The following is a 13,368-nucleotide window of genomic DNA, read 5'->3' as shown; positions in this document are numbered from 1 at the left end:
TTTCAGACTTCGACACAAAACTGCGACCCGCAAGATCCAGGCGCAGTCTGACATCGCGGCCTTTTCAATCCGTTGAAACTGACAGCATTCCCCTATCAATGATAGGATATTCGATGAACGATCAAAATGGTTAACAGCATGTTAAACAAAATTTTCAGAATTGCTACCAGACAAAGTCCCCTTGCTTTGTGGCAGGCACAATATGTCCAACAGCGTCTGATGGCGGCTCATCCGGGTCTGCAAGTTGAGTTGCTGCCGATGGTCACCAAAGGTGATGTCATCCTTGATACGCCATTGGCAAAGGTTGGCGGCAAAGGGCTATTCGTTAAAGAGCTTGAGCTGGCAATGCTGGAAGGCCGCGCCGATCTCGCCGTGCACTCAATGAAAGATGTGCCGATCGATTTTCCACAAGGCCTCGGTCTGGTGACCATTTGCGAGCGTGAAGATCCGCGCGATGCTTTCGTCTCCAATCGTTACAACAGTGTTGATGAGCTGCCACAAGGCGCGGTTGTTGGGACGTCCAGCCTGCGTCGCCAGTGCCAGCTTAGCGCCCGTCGTCCGGATTTAGTGATTCGCTCACTGCGCGGCAACGTCGGCACGCGTCTTGGCAAACTTGATGCCGGTGAATATGACGCCATCATTCTGGCGGCGGCCGGTTTGAAGCGTTTAGGTCTGGAAGATCGCATCCGTCAGGCAATGCCTGCCGAGATTTCCCTGCCCGCCGTGGGTCAGGGCGCCGTCGGCATTGAATGCCGCGCAGATGATGAGCAATTGATTACGCTGCTACAGGCGTTGAATCACGACGATACCGCCGTGTGCGTGCGCGCCGAACGCGCAATGAACACGCGGCTGGAAGGCGGTTGTCAGGTGCCTATCGGCAGCTTCGCGGTGCTGGAAGACGATCAGCTGTGGCTGCGCGGATTAGTTGGCTCACCGGACGGCAGTCAAATGGTGGTCGGCGAGCGTCGCGGTCCACGCGATCACGCCGAAAGAATGGGGGTTTCGCTGGCCGAAGAGCTGTTGGATGGCGGCGCGCGCGACATTCTGCGTGAAGTGTATCAAGGTCAACCGCCAGTATGACCATCCTCGTGACCCGCCCGGAACCGGCCGCCACTGAACTGGTCTCGCGTTTGCGCAGCCTGGGCAAGCTGGCATGGGGCTTCCCGCTGATTGAATTTACGCCGGGTCGCGATCTTATCCATTTGCCAAGCCAACTTGCGGCGTTACAGCCAGGCGATCTGGTGTTTTTACTGTCGCAGCAGGTCGTTACTTTCGCCGAGCCCGCTTTACAGCAAAGCGCGACAACATGGCCTGAAGCCCTCAACTATTATGCTATTGGTCGCAGCACCGCTTTAGCCCTGCATACCGTCAGTAATCTCAAAGTAGACTATCCTCATGCGCGGGAGACCAGCGAAGAGCTGGTGCGCCTGAACCGTCTGCAGCAGGTTAGTGGCAAACGCGCGCTGATTCTGCGCGGCAGTCCGGGGCGCGAGTTGCTGGCAGAAACGCTGATTGAACGCGGCGTTGAGGTGCAATACTGCGAGTGTTATCAGCGCTGTGAAAAGCACTACAACGGCGCGACTGAAGGCCGCCGCTGGCGCGATCGCGGCATTACAACGCTGGTGGTAACCAGCGGCGAAATGTTACAACAACTCTTTTCTCTGTTTCCGCCAATTGATCGTCGGGAATGGTTACTGCACTGTCGGCTTGTGGTCGTCAGTGAACGTTTGGCTACGCAAGCCGCTGAATTAGGCTGGCAGGACATTGATGTAGCCGATGGTGCCGATAACGATGCGCTGCTGCGCGCGTTACGCTGAACTTAACAATGGGATGAGCCATAATGACGGAACAAAAAGCCTCCTCCGCCATGGTTGAAGAAACCACCCCAGCGGACAATTCTCCCTCGCCAGCAACCAAACCACCTCGCGATAAAAAAGGCGATGGCAAGGTGCTGAGTGCCGTGGCGATTGTGATTGCGCTGGCGATTGGGGCGGGACTTTATCTTAATGGGAAACACCAGGCCGATTTACAGGCTCAAACTAACCAGAATCTCAGTGAGCAGCTGAGCGCCTTGCAGCAGCAACTGGGCAGCGACAAACAGCAGCTGACGCAACAGCTGGATAGCGCCAACAGCGCCTTGCAGCAGGCGCGCACGCAGCAGGATAACAGCGCAAAAGAGCTGGAAACCCTGCGCGATAAAGTCGCTAACATCTCTGGAAACGACACGCGTACCTGGCTACTGGCGCAAGCGGATTACCTCGTCAAACTGGCGGGCCGCAAACTGTGGAGCGATCAGGATGTCACCACCGCGGCAGCGTTATTGAAAAGTGCTGATTCCAGCCTGGCCGACATGAACGATCCGAGTGTGATGAACGTGCGTCGCGCCTTAACGCAGGACATCAGTTCACTCTCCGCCGTCAGCCAGGTTGATTATGACGGCACCATCCTCAAGCTTAATCAGCTGTCGAACGGCGTCGATAATCTACGCCTGGCCGACAACGACAGCGATGATTCGCCTATGGACGCTGATGGCGGTGAACTCTCCAGTTCGCTGCACGAGTGGCGTCAAAATCTGGTGAAAAGCTGGCATAACTTTATGGATGATTTCATCACCATCCGCCGCCGCGACAACACCGCACAGCCGCTGCTGGCACCGAATCAGGATGTTTACCTGCGCGAAAACATTCGTTCGCGCCTGCTGATTGCGGCTCAGGCCGTACCGCGTCATCAGGATGAGATCTACAAACAGTCTATCGATGCGGTATCAACCTGGGTTCGCGCCTGGTATGACACCAACGATGCCGCCACCAAAGCCTTCCTTGCACAGCTGGATGAATTGAGCCAGCAAAGCATTTCAATGGATGTGCCGGATACGCTGGAAAGCCAGCCGCTGCTGGAAAAACTGATGCAAACCCGCGTACGTAATTTGCTGGCTCAGCCATCGGTTGCTGCTGATCAACAAGGAGGCTAACCATGCTGAAAGTATTGGTGCTTTTCCTGCTGCTGATTGCGGGCATTGTGGTTGGACCGATGGTAGCCGGCCATCAGGGCTACGTGCTGATCCAAACCGACAACTGGAACATTGAAACCAGCGTAACCGGCCTGGCGATCATCTTGATCCTCAGCCTGCTGGTGATTTTATTGGTGGAATGGATTCTGCGTCGCCTGTTCCGTACCGGCGCACGCACACGCGGCTGGTTCACCGGCCGCAAGCGCCGTAGCGCGCAGCGCCACACGCAAAGCGCGCTGATGAAACTGGCTGAAGGTGACTTTAAACAGGCCGAAAAACTGCTGTCGAAAAATGCCGACCACGCCGATCAGCCAGTAGCAAACTACTTGCTGGCTGCCGAAGCGGCACAGCAACGCGGTGACGAAATCCGTGCTAATCAGCATCTGGAGCGCGCTTCTGAGTTATCGGTGAACGACACGATTCCGGTTGAAATCACACGCGTACGTCTGCAACTGGCGCGCAACGAAGATCATGCTGCACGCCATGGCGTTGATCGCCTGCTGGAAGTCGCACCGCGCCATCCGGAAGTGTTGCGTCTGGCAGAACAAGCCTATATTCGTACCGGCGCATGGGGCGCATTGCTCGACATTCTGCCTGCGATGCAGAAAGTGCAGATCAATGATGAAGCACAGCGCGATGCCTTGCAGCAGCAAGCCTGGCTGGGCCTGATGAACCAGGCGATGGCCGATCAAGGCAGCGACGGTTTGAAGAAATGGTGGCAAAACCAGAGCCGCAAAACGCGTCAGGAAACCGCCTTGCAGGTGGCTATGGCAGAACATTTGATTGAGTGTGACGATCCGGATACCGCACAGAGCATCGTGCTGGAAGGTCTGAAACGCCAATATGACGATCGTCTGGTATTGCTGATGCCGCGTATTAAAAGTGGCGATCCGCAATCTCTGGAAAAAGCGCTGCGTCAGCAGATTAAACAGCATGGCGCCACGCCGCTGCTGCACAGCACGCTGGGGCAGCTGCTGATGCGTCATGGGGAATGGCAGCAGGCAGCAGAAGCGTTCCAGCAAGCGCTGGCGCAGCGTCCGGATGCGTTTGATTATGCCTGGCTGGCCGATGTTTACGACCGCCTGCATCGTCCGGAAGACGCTGCCAAAATGCGTCGTGAAGGCCTGCTACTTACGCTGAAGACCAATACCAGCATCTGATTTTACGATTGTTACTTTTGTGCACGCCGGGCTTGTCCCGGCTTTTTTTTGCCTGCAATTTATCGCTAATCAATATCCTGATCTGTTTCGATCATTACCGTGTGGGTCTGATGAAATTTTACACAGCAACATTAATTTGTTATGATCGGGTCATAAGTATATGGATGATGAAGACTACGGATTAAATACGCTGATCGACATGGATGGATATCGATTTACTTATGAGAGCGGATATTGGTGGAAAATTGAGGTTCGTAAAGAAGCACCGTCGAAGTTCAGGCCGCATGGCATAAGGTACAATCTTACCTTCCATAACAATTACAACACCCGCATCTTCGGCATAGATAACGCTCATGCCATTAAGCCGCCGAAGAGAGGTTTTTCAGGTAAATGGACGGTTTATGACCATCTGCATAAAACCTCTGTTGATTCTGGGCAGCCCTATTTCTTTGTTTCGGCCAGCCAACTGCTCGAAGACTTTCTGGAAAATGTAGACAAAATCATTGGTGAAAAAGAGGGTAAATCATGAAAGCGCTCATCGGCATTATTTCTCCAGAGAATATGCGTAATCGAATAATGAGCATTGCGAGTGGGCAGTACAAACCTGAGGCTGATGAACCCAAAGTTTGGTTTGCGTCCGTTAACGCGATTGCGCAGGTGCTTAGCAATGAGAACATCCTACTTCTCAAGCTTATGCACGAGCGCAAACCTCAGACCGTTACAGAGCTGGCGGAGCTTTCGGGACGTCGAGTCAGTAATCTGTCTGCGACGCTGAAAACGTTGGAAGGTCACGGCTTTGTGAGCCTGAAAAAGATAGGCAAAAAAAAAATTCCTACCGCACTTTTCACTGAGTTCGATATACGCGTGACCAGTGAACTCATCGCAAAACCCGAAGCGGCTTAACTGAACCTTGCGTTCCGAAGCCGAATCTACCCTTCGCCATATTACAGACAAAAAAACACCTGCCATAAGCAGGTGTAAGATCAGGTCGTTAAGACAACTGATGGCATCCGACTCAACGTAATGTCCTTCTTACTGCAGTAAAGCGTGCGCAAATACTGCCAGGCTGGACAACGGATGCCGTAAGGGGCTCTGCATCATTCCCAGGTTTATGTAGCATCAGCAAACATAAGAGGTGGAATGAGCATCTACAGGTAGATTATTGCACAAGACGTGCCAAAGTTGCAGCACGTGCAATAAGCTAATTAATATCAACAGGATATAGTCCCTGCCACAATCCCGGTGTTAGCCACTGTCGGTAAAACGCGACGATCATTCAATAAGCTGTCTCCGCAGAACGACAAGCTATGCAAGGAATTGTCATGCCCATATAAATCAATGATTTATATGTATCTAAATAGCGACAATGTGCGGAATTACGCTCAAAGGAAATGATGGGAAAAGTTGAGAATATGAATGGCGGATACAAACGAAAAAAGCCTGCTTTTTCAAGCAGGCTTTTCGAATATGGTCGGCGAGAGAGGATTCGAACCTCCGACCCACTGGTCCCAAACCAGTTGCGCTACCAAGCTGCGCTACTCGCCGATTTTTTACTTCTTTAACGCTACAGCGTAATTTTGCCTGGTGCGAAGGGAGGGACTTGAACCCTCACGTCCGTAAGAACACTAACACCTGAAGCTAGCGCGTCTACCAATTCCGCCACCATCGCGTGACCGAGCAAAATCTGGGGTGGCTAATGGGACTCGAACCCACGACAACTGGAATCACAATCCAGGGCTCTACCAACTGAGCTATAGCCACCATAATTCTGGTGCGTAAGCGTGTTTCGCTTACTAATTCACTGCATAACGCGGTCTAACCAACCACCGAAGCTCTTGCGCACAAACTAAATGGCGCGCCCGACAGGATTCGAACCTGAGACCTCTGCCTCCGGAGGGCAGCGCTCTATCCAGCTGAGCTACGGGCGCGTAGCGCCGTTGCGGATGGGCATACTACGGGCTTGACCTCATACTGTCCAGCCCTTTTTTAGAAAAAAAACGCGTTTGATTACGCTTTGTGCATTCCATCGATAATTACAGCAGTTTGAGGCGCTTACCCTCTCATTTTCGCTGGAAAAACCAGCAATTTCAGAGGTCGCCCCGCCAGTGGTAGCGTAAGTATTTCAGCAGCTTTAATTGGCGACGCAGACGCGAAGGCTGACGAATAAGGCGATAAAGCCATTCCAGTCCGGACTTTTGCCACCAAACGGGCGCGCGCTTAACGTGCCCGGTAAACACATCGTAAGTGCCACCAACGCCCATATAGAGCGCATGCGGCCAATGGGCGCGGCAATCACGCATCAACAGCTCCTGGCGCGGAGAACCTTGCGCCACCGTGACAATCTGCGCACCACTCGCGGCGATGCGGGCAAACAGCGCGTCGCGCGCTTCAGGCGCAAAGTAACCATCCTGACTGCCAACGATATTCACATTCCACTGTCGTCGCAGCTTGTCGCAGGTTTCCTGCAGCACCGCCTGACGTCCACCAATCAGAAACACCGGAATGCCGCTACGCCCTGCACTCTCCATCAACGCTTCCCATAAATCCGCGCCTGCAATGCGGTTCGCCTGCAGCTGAGGATACTTCTTACGTAGCGAACGGACGATGCTGATGCCATCCGGATATTTGAACTCAGCCTCAGCGATCAGTGCGCGTAGCTGCGCATCTTCTTCCAGCGTGAGCATTTTCTCGGCATTCATCGCCACCAGCGTGCCGCAACGCGGTTTACCCTCGGGCAGCAGAAAGCGCAGAAAGCTCGCCATATCGTTGAAGGCGTGAAGATCGACTCCGCGCAGGCTATAGCGCGGCTTATCGGTTTCCATGGTATGAATTTCCCGTTGTGCCCAAAGGTTAAGAAGGGCTGTGTAAAACCGGCTCGCTGCGCGGACGAATCAACCCCGCGCGCGCCAACAGCCAGTAAAGCAATTTAGCCGCCCACATACAGGCCGCAAAAATCAGACAAAAGAACACCACGCGCGAGCCGAAAGCATCCAGCCCTTCACGCGCCAGCACGATCATATTAAACACCGCGCCGAAGCAGAAACTCTGCAAAATCGCCCCGCTGTAACGATTGCTGGTATCGCGGCCATAAAGATAAAGGTTATCAAAGCCTTTAATCAGCAGGCCGACAGCCACCGCACCGATTGGGATAAACCACACGCCGCCCATCACCACCAGCGAACCCAATAGCGTGGGCGAGATCGCCAAGCCGGAATGGTTGTTCAGCACTTCCCAGGTAAAGTAGTTAGCGCTGTTGAGAATGGCTGTTGGACGTCCCGGCCACATCCAGCTGGGAATGAACACGTAGAAATCGCGCCAAATCGGTGCCAGCCCCTGAAAATCGATCTTGTCGTAGTTTTGCAGTAACAGCGCCAGATTTTCCCACGGCGAGAAGGTGTCGCGTGTTAGATAAAGGAAGGTGTAAAACGCTTCATCGCCCACTACGTCGAGGTTATAGCGACGCAACGCCAGCCAGAACATACCGCCAATCGCCATCACACCGGCGCCAACCAGCATCCACAGCGTGATCCAGCCGCGCGTAATGCCAATAAACAAGAACAGCGCGAACGCGATAATGATATTGGCGCGCGTGCCGCCCACCAGCGCGTAGGTCAGCAAGCCAAATGCCACCGACACCAGCAAAAACCACAGCCACTGACGCTGGGTTGGCTTGAGGAAGTAGCGAATCAGCATCGCCGGAATAAAGAAGTAGAAGAAGCGTTTAAGCGCCACGCCGGACACTTCGCTGGAGAAGATCTGGTTGTAAGCCGAAAGCCGGAAAAGCAGCAGGCCGTTGTGCATAAAGAACACCGTCACGGTGCCAATCGCCACCAGCGCCAGCAGCAGACAGGTCAGATGGGTTTCAACCCGGTTCATCTGCAGCCAGGGTTTGCGCGCAGGCGCATTGGCCGGCCGCAGCCGCACCTTATAGCTAACGTAATAGATGGCATAAAAGCTGGTAGCGGCCAGCAGCGCCTGCAGCAGATATTCCGGCGGCACCACCGCCACGTTAAAGCGGAATACCAGCACGCTGGTCAGCGGGAAGCCGAAATAGAAGGTCAGTAAAAACAAAATGGTGAAGAACAGGTGGAAGTTGAAGCGCACCCGTTTAAATTCCCGCCAGGTTAGGGTCAGAATGAAACCCAGCGAACACAGATAAACCACCAGCAGACCACTAAACTGCATCAGGCTCATGTTCTCTCCCTTTCACTCAGGGTTAGCGCATCGCGCCAGCCTGCCAGATAGCCGGGGGCAAAAAAGGCGATCGAAGAGTGATCGCACTGCGCTAATTGCCGTTGCGCTTCGGCCACGCTGGCGCTATCCAGCGCATCTTCGCTAAACAGCACCGGCAAACCTTGCTCGCTGAGATCGCGCCAGAACGGATTTTTGCGGTTCAGCACAAACGGAATATTGGCCTGAATCAGTAAGCAAAGCGTACCAATGCCTTGCTGGCGCTCGAACATAAAATAGCCGAGCTGGCAGCGGCTAAGCAATGTCAGATAGGCATCAAAGTCGATCTTGTCGCGCAGCAGCGTCACCTGCCCCGCCGGGAACAAGCGCTGTGCGGCGGCGGCAATCTCATCGATGTAAGCGTGATTGTTCTGCGGGTAACCGAGCGGCACGACGATTTTCACCTGTTCACCAAACTGGGCTCGAATCGCCTCTAAACCGGCAATGTGACGATTACTGCGATCGCCGGAGTTACCGAGCAGAATAGTGAAATCGGGGCTTTCCATTGGCGCAGGCAGCGCCACATCCGGCATGCGCGTCGGGAAATAGAGCAGCGAGGCGGGAACGCGCGGATGACGCTGCTGGAAATGGTGCAAATCACCGCGCGTCGCAAACACGCGCGCCACGCGCCCTTGCGCCATTCTGCGCAGCAGATAAAACAGCTGATACTTAAGACCGCGCCCTTCTTCGTAGAGATCCGCGCCCCATACATGCCAGAACGCCTGCTGACGACGCAGTTTGCCGCTCAGCAAGGCCAACCAAATGCTGGGATTAAACTGGCCGTGAAAGAAGAAGCGCTGCGAGCGATCGGCAGCACGCGTCACCACCGCTTGCGCCAGCGCATGCTTGCTGGCAAAGGTTTCAATCTGCAATGAAGCATACGCTTGCAGCGTTTCGGGCGCGCTGGATACTACCATAAACTGACGCGGGGCAGCGCCTGGCAGCTCGGCGCTCATTACGTCATTAAAGAAGCGCAGCACCGTATGATTGTGATGCGGGATATCCGATCCCAATACGTGAAAAGTCGTCATTTTTTCCGGCAATAAATCATGAAGGCGCCACAACAAAGGGCGAAATAGAGAACGTAGGTTGCCATGTAAGCCTGCGCGGCCCCGGCGGTCCCGTGCAGCGGAATCAGCCAATGGGAAAAACCGGTCAGCAGGGCAAACTGGCTGATTTCCGTCAGAATATAGAAGCGCAGTGACGCTTTGGCGATCACCAGATATCCGAAAACATAGGCGCCGACTTTAAACACATCACCGCACAACTGCCAGACGAAAAGGTCACGCATCGCGCTGAACTGCGGCGAAAACAGCAGCCAGATAGCGACATCGCGCAGCAGCCATACGCAGAAACTGGCCGCTGCGACGGCAGGTAACACAAAGCGCAGCGCACGCCCAATCTCACGGGCGATTTGCGGTTTCTGCTCCAGCCGCGCCAGCGTGGGCAACAGCCAGACGCTAAAGGTGGCGGTGATAAACTGCAGGTAGGCATCGGAAATACTGGTCACGCCCTGCCATAAACCAACCTGCGCCCAGCCTTGCTGCTCGGCCAGCAGATTTCGCATCATCACCCACGCCACCGGCAAGGTGAATGAGGTGATCAGCGCCATCAGCGTAAACTTCGCCAGATTGCGCGCCAGGTCAGGATGCCAGCCTGGCATCAGCCAGCTCAGCGGCAGCCGATCGCGATGGCGACGTAGCATCAGCAACGCCGGAAACACCAGCAGCGCCGGCACCAGCGCCAATCCCACTAACGCACCAGCATAGCCGCCCAGCCACCAGCACAGCACATAACCCAGCACGCCGACGATACTTCCGGCAATTAGCGCCAGCGCATTGCCGCGCGCATCGCGGAAGCCCTTCAGCAACGCCAGCGTCAGATTGGCCCAGGCAATACCGAGCTGTAGAAAGGCAACAATGCGCACCACGTTGGCATATTCAGCATGACCAAACAGCGCCGTGCTGATGGGCGTTGCCGCCAGCAAAAACACCAGCGCCAGCAGCGTTGAAAAACCGAGCACAATCGCCGAAGCCGTGCCGGTCACCGCGCGCAGTTGTTGTGGCTGTTGCTGATGTTGCGCGACTAACGTAGTGACGCCGTTAAAGATGCCCGCGCCCGCCAATACGCCGAGTACAGTAATCAACTGGCGGAAGTTACCGGCTTGCCCGATCCCTTCGGGTCCGAAGCTTATCGCTAACAGTTTCACCACCAGCAGGCCAGCAACGATTTTTACCAGCGTGGAAGACGCGGTCCAGACTGATGCTTTTGCTAATGACATCAGGCAAAGAAACTCAGCAGCGAACTGATCACCGTACGCTGGTTGTTATCCGATAAGTTGTAGAACAGCGGCAGGCGCAGCAGGCGCTCGCTTTCACGCGTGGTAAAGGCATCATCACCGTGGAAGCGGCCAAAACGTTCACCCGCTGGCGACGAGTGCAGCGGGATGTAATGGAACACCGTGAGGATTTCCGCCTCTTTCATCCAGTTGATCAGCGCCTGACGATCGTCGCTGTCGCGCAGCTTGATGTAGAACATATGTGCATTGTGGCGGCAATTTTTCGGCACCACCGGCAGCTCAATACGGCCGGCAGCAGCTAGCGGCCGCAGCGCATCGTAGTAGCGTTGCCACAAACGCAAACGCTGCTGATTAATTTGCTCCGCCGCTTCCAGCTGCGCCCACAAATAGGCCGCCTGCAAATCCGCCATCAAATAGCTGGAGCCAATATCGCGCCAGGTATATTTATCTACCTGACCACGGAAAAACTGGCTGCGGTTGGTGCCTTTTTCACGAATGATCTCGGCACGATCCACCAGCTTCGCGTCATTGATCAGCGTTGCGCCACCTTCACCGCCGGCGGTGTAATTTTTAGTTTCGTGAAAGCTAAAGCAGCCAATGTGACCAATGGTGCCGAGCGCGCGTCCTTTGTACTGCGACATCACGCCTTGCGCGGCATCCTCGATAACATAGAGTTTATGCTTCGCCGCCAGCGCCATGATGCTGTCCATCTCGCAGGCCACGCCCGCGTAATGCACTGGCACGATGGCGCGGGTTTTCGGCGTGATCGCCGCTTCAATCAGCGTTTCATCGATATTTAGCGTATCGGGGCGCACATCGACAAACACAATGGTCGCGCCGCGCAGCACAAAGGCGTTGGCGGTGGAGACGAAGGTGTAGCTCGGCATGATCACCTCATCGCCAGGCTGCAGGTCAATCAGCAGCGCCGCCATCTCCAGCGATGCGGTGCAGGATGGCGTCAGCAGCACTTTTTTGCTGCCGAAATGCTGTTCCATCCACTGCTGGCAGCGGCGAGTAAAGCCGCCATCGCCGCACAGCTTGCCGCTGGCCATCGCCGACTGCATATATTCAACTTCGCTGCCGACAATCGGCGGCGCATTAAATGGGATCATGAGGCTTTCCTGTAGAACCAGTAAGCGGTGCTTTCCAGCCGCGCACCGCTGCGTAAATAGAGGCGCAACGCCGTGAGATTGCTGAGCTGGGTCGCCACGCGCAGATGCGTTAGCTGACGCACACGGCCCCAGTCGGCGGCGGCGAGCAGCAGGCGCTGGCCGACGCCGCAACCTTGTGCGGCGGGCAATACCGCCAGCAGACCGATGCGCATGTCGCCGTCCACTTCGCGCATCGAGACGAAACCTTGCAGCGCGCCCTGCTCATCGCAGGCCACCAGACATTGATTATCAAAGGTGCCGCGCACCGCATTTTCAATCCACTGCGCGTAGAAACGTCCGCTGTCTGCTGCAGCAAACCACGGCGCGCGGAAGCGACTTTGGCTAAACGCCTGCGCAGCCGCTTCACGCAGTGCCGGGATTTGTGCTTCCCGCGCAATGCGCACGCCAACTTGCCGCTCGGTATGTTTGATGCTGAGGGAAAGGTCAGCTTCGCCTTCCACTAACTGAAAACCATGCTGGCTCAGCGCATCGATGGCATCAACGCGTTCAGCGGGCACCTTCACTTGCCACAGCGCATACGGCTGCTGAAGGGCCTCGGCCAGCGTCAAATCGCCATCCAGCGATAAGCGCGCGCTGTTCTGACCGAAGAACTCATTTTCCCACGTAAGGGAATCAATATTGACGCGGACGGGCATTGTGAACATCCAGCAGATACTGGCCGTAGCCGGTTTTGGTTAGCGCCTGAGCCGCGGCTAAAAGCTGGGCATCGCTCAGCCAGCCGTTACGCCATGCAATCTCTTCCAGGCAGGCAATTTTAAAGCCCTGCCGTTTTTCCACCGTCTGCACAAACATACTCGCCTCAATCAGGCTGTCGTGCGTGCCGGTATCCAGCCAGGCAAATCCGCGCCCCAGCAACTCCACCGCAAGCTCGCCCTGATCGAGATACATCTGGTTGATGGCGGTGATTTCCAGCTCACCGCGCTCGGAAGGTTTCACCTGTTTGGCGAACTCCACCACGCGGTTGTCGTAAAAATAGAGGCCGGTGACCGCCCAGCGCGATTTCGGCTGCTGCGGTTTTTCCTCAATGGAGAGCGCGTTAAAGTCGTCATCAAACTCCACCACGCCAAAACGCTCCGGATCCATCACCTGATAAGCAAAGACGGTCGCGCCGCTGCTGCGCGCGGCCACTTTCTTCAGCTTGGGGCTGAAACCCTGGCCGAAATAGAGATTGTCGCCCAGCACCAGACAACAGTGATCGTCACCAATAAAACTTTCGCCAATAATAAATGCCTGCGCCAGCCCATCAGGACTGGGTTGTTCTGCATAGGTTAGCTGAATCCCAAATTCACTGCCGTCGCCCAGTAAGCGTTCAAAATGGGCGCGATCTTCTGGCGTGGTGATGATCAAAATTTCGCGAATCCCTGCCAGCATCAGTACCGACAGCGGATAGTAAATCATGGGTTTGTCATATACCGGCAACAGCTGTTTCGAGATGGCGCGGGTAATCGGATGCAAACGCGTGCCCGAACCTCCGGCTAAAATAATGCCTTTCATCGC

Annotated in this window: 13 protein-coding genes and 4 tRNA genes; 6 read left to right on the top strand and 11 right to left on the bottom strand. The window is 55.2% G+C overall.

Going from position 1 to position 13,368, the window contains the following annotated elements; all coding sequences use genetic code 11:
* Positions 1–138: 138 nt before the first annotated feature.
* The 6 genes from hemC (at position 139) to ACYAC5_RS00940 (ending at position 5,073) form a co-directional block, all read left to right on the top strand.
* The gene (hemC, locus tag ACYAC5_RS00965) at positions 139–1,080 is read left to right on the top strand and encodes a hydroxymethylbilane synthase (RefSeq protein ID WP_101763931.1); all 942 of its coding nucleotides are present in this window, start codon (positions 139–141) and stop codon (positions 1,078–1,080) included.
* Positions 1,077–1,817: a uroporphyrinogen-III synthase gene (gene hemD, locus ACYAC5_RS00960; protein ID WP_101763759.1), complete on the top strand. Its 741-nt coding sequence runs from the start codon at positions 1,077–1,079 to the stop codon at positions 1,815–1,817. The genes hemC and hemD overlap by 4 nt, the downstream gene beginning before the upstream one ends.
* A gap of 23 nt (positions 1,818–1,840) precedes the next feature.
* Positions 1,841–2,971 carry a uroporphyrinogen-III C-methyltransferase gene (gene hemX, locus ACYAC5_RS00955; RefSeq protein WP_462062260.1) on the top strand — a complete coding sequence of 377 codons (1,131 nt, stop codon included), beginning with the start codon at positions 1,841–1,843 and terminating at the stop codon, positions 2,969–2,971.
* Between the two features lie 2 nt (positions 2,972–2,973).
* Positions 2,974–4,170, top strand: a complete 1,197-nt coding sequence (gene hemY, locus ACYAC5_RS00950) for a protoheme IX biogenesis protein HemY (protein WP_280172309.1) — start codon at positions 2,974–2,976, stop codon at positions 4,168–4,170.
* Positions 4,171–4,330: 160 nt separating this feature from the next.
* Entirely contained in the window at positions 4,331–4,699 is a 369-nt protein-coding gene (locus ACYAC5_RS00945; protein WP_101763762.1) for a DUF6516 family protein, read from the top strand.
* Positions 4,696–5,073, top strand: a complete 378-nt coding sequence (locus tag ACYAC5_RS00940) for an HVO_A0114 family putative DNA-binding protein (protein WP_101763763.1) — start codon at positions 4,696–4,698, stop codon at positions 5,071–5,073. Before ACYAC5_RS00945 ends, ACYAC5_RS00940 begins: the two co-directional genes overlap by 4 nt.
* A gap of 565 nt (positions 5,074–5,638) precedes the next feature.
* On the opposite strand, the gene ACYAC5_RS00935 is transcribed toward ACYAC5_RS00940, so the two are convergent.
* The 11 genes from ACYAC5_RS00935 to rfbA form a co-directional block, all read right to left on the bottom strand.
* Positions 5,639–5,715, bottom strand: a tRNA-Pro gene (locus ACYAC5_RS00935).
* A 37-nt stretch (positions 5,716–5,752) separates the two neighbouring features.
* Positions 5,753–5,839: transfer RNA gene (locus ACYAC5_RS00930), tRNA-Leu, on the bottom strand.
* A 16-nt stretch (positions 5,840–5,855) separates the two neighbouring features.
* A tRNA-His gene (locus tag ACYAC5_RS00925) sits at positions 5,856–5,931 on the bottom strand.
* A gap of 90 nt (positions 5,932–6,021) precedes the next feature.
* A tRNA-Arg gene (locus ACYAC5_RS00920) sits at positions 6,022–6,098 on the bottom strand.
* A gap of 159 nt (positions 6,099–6,257) precedes the next feature.
* Positions 6,258–6,992, bottom strand: coding sequence for a lipopolysaccharide N-acetylmannosaminouronosyltransferase (gene wecG, locus ACYAC5_RS00915; protein ID WP_462062257.1), 735 nt, complete (start codon positions 6,990–6,992; stop codon positions 6,258–6,260).
* 28 nt (positions 6,993–7,020) lie between these two features.
* Complete coding sequence (wzyE, locus tag ACYAC5_RS00910) at positions 7,021–8,364, bottom strand: ECA oligosaccharide polymerase (protein ID WP_462062255.1); 1,344 nt, start codon at positions 8,362–8,364, stop codon at positions 7,021–7,023.
* A complete protein-coding gene (gene wecF / locus ACYAC5_RS00905; RefSeq protein WP_210081006.1) occupies positions 8,361–9,431 on the bottom strand; it encodes a TDP-N-acetylfucosamine:lipid II N-acetylfucosaminyltransferase in 1,071 nt (356 codons plus the stop codon). Before wecF ends, wzyE begins: the two co-directional genes overlap by 4 nt.
* On the bottom strand, positions 9,428–10,681 hold the full coding sequence (gene wzxE, locus ACYAC5_RS00900; RefSeq protein WP_101763767.1) for a lipid III flippase WzxE: 1,254 nt from the start codon (positions 10,679–10,681) through the stop codon (positions 9,428–9,430). Before wzxE ends, wecF begins: the two co-directional genes overlap by 4 nt.
* The gene (gene rffA / locus ACYAC5_RS00895; RefSeq protein ID WP_110867915.1) at positions 10,681–11,811 is read right to left on the bottom strand and encodes a dTDP-4-amino-4,6-dideoxygalactose transaminase; all 1,131 of its coding nucleotides are present in this window, start codon (positions 11,809–11,811) and stop codon (positions 10,681–10,683) included. The genes wzxE and rffA overlap by 1 nt, the downstream gene beginning before the upstream one ends.
* Positions 11,808–12,506 carry a dTDP-4-amino-4,6-dideoxy-D-galactose acyltransferase gene (gene rffC, locus ACYAC5_RS00890; RefSeq protein ID WP_101763769.1) on the bottom strand — a complete coding sequence of 233 codons (699 nt, stop codon included), beginning with the start codon at positions 12,504–12,506 and terminating at the stop codon, positions 11,808–11,810. The genes rffA and rffC overlap by 4 nt, the downstream gene beginning before the upstream one ends.
* Positions 12,484–13,365, bottom strand: a complete 882-nt coding sequence (gene rfbA / locus ACYAC5_RS00885; protein WP_137384905.1) for a glucose-1-phosphate thymidylyltransferase RfbA — start codon at positions 13,363–13,365, stop codon at positions 12,484–12,486. Before rfbA ends, rffC begins: the two co-directional genes overlap by 23 nt.
* Positions 13,366–13,368: the final 3 nt, after the last annotated feature.

Source organism: Pantoea sp. y20 (assembly GCF_054903455.1).
This window is presented reverse-complemented; position numbering and strand designations above follow the sequence as displayed.

Bases quoted from the DNA above. Each gene is read 5' to 3' on its own strand.
- hemC (WP_101763931.1), top strand. From the start codon at position 139: ATGTTAAACAAAATTTTCAGAATTGCTACCAGACAAAGTCCCCTTGCT.
- hemD (WP_101763759.1), top strand. From the start codon at position 1,077: ATGACCATCCTCGTGACCCGCCCGGAACCGGCCGCCACTGAACTGGTC.
- hemX (WP_462062260.1), top strand. From the start codon at position 1,841: ATGACGGAACAAAAAGCCTCCTCCGCCATGGTTGAAGAAACCACCCCA.
- hemY (WP_280172309.1), top strand. From the start codon at position 2,974: ATGCTGAAAGTATTGGTGCTTTTCCTGCTGCTGATTGCGGGCATTGTG.
- ACYAC5_RS00945 (WP_101763762.1), top strand. From the start codon at position 4,331: ATGGATGATGAAGACTACGGATTAAATACGCTGATCGACATGGATGGA.
- ACYAC5_RS00940 (WP_101763763.1), top strand. From the start codon at position 4,696: ATGAAAGCGCTCATCGGCATTATTTCTCCAGAGAATATGCGTAATCGA.
- wecG (WP_462062257.1), bottom strand. From the start codon at position 6,992: ATGGAAACCGATAAGCCGCGCTATAGCCTGCGCGGAGTCGATCTTCAC.
- wzyE (WP_462062255.1), bottom strand. From the start codon at position 8,364: ATGAGCCTGATGCAGTTTAGTGGTCTGCTGGTGGTTTATCTGTGTTCG.
- wecF (WP_210081006.1), bottom strand. From the start codon at position 9,431: ATGACGACTTTTCACGTATTGGGATCGGATATCCCGCATCACAATCAT.
- wzxE (WP_101763767.1), bottom strand. From the start codon at position 10,681: ATGTCATTAGCAAAAGCATCAGTCTGGACCGCGTCTTCCACGCTGGTA.
- rffA (WP_110867915.1), bottom strand. From the start codon at position 11,811: ATGATCCCATTTAATGCGCCGCCGATTGTCGGCAGCGAAGTTGAATAT.
- rffC (WP_101763769.1), bottom strand. From the start codon at position 12,506: ATGCCCGTCCGCGTCAATATTGATTCCCTTACGTGGGAAAATGAGTTC.
- rfbA (WP_137384905.1), bottom strand. From the start codon at position 13,365: ATGAAAGGCATTATTTTAGCCGGAGGTTCGGGCACGCGTTTGCATCCG.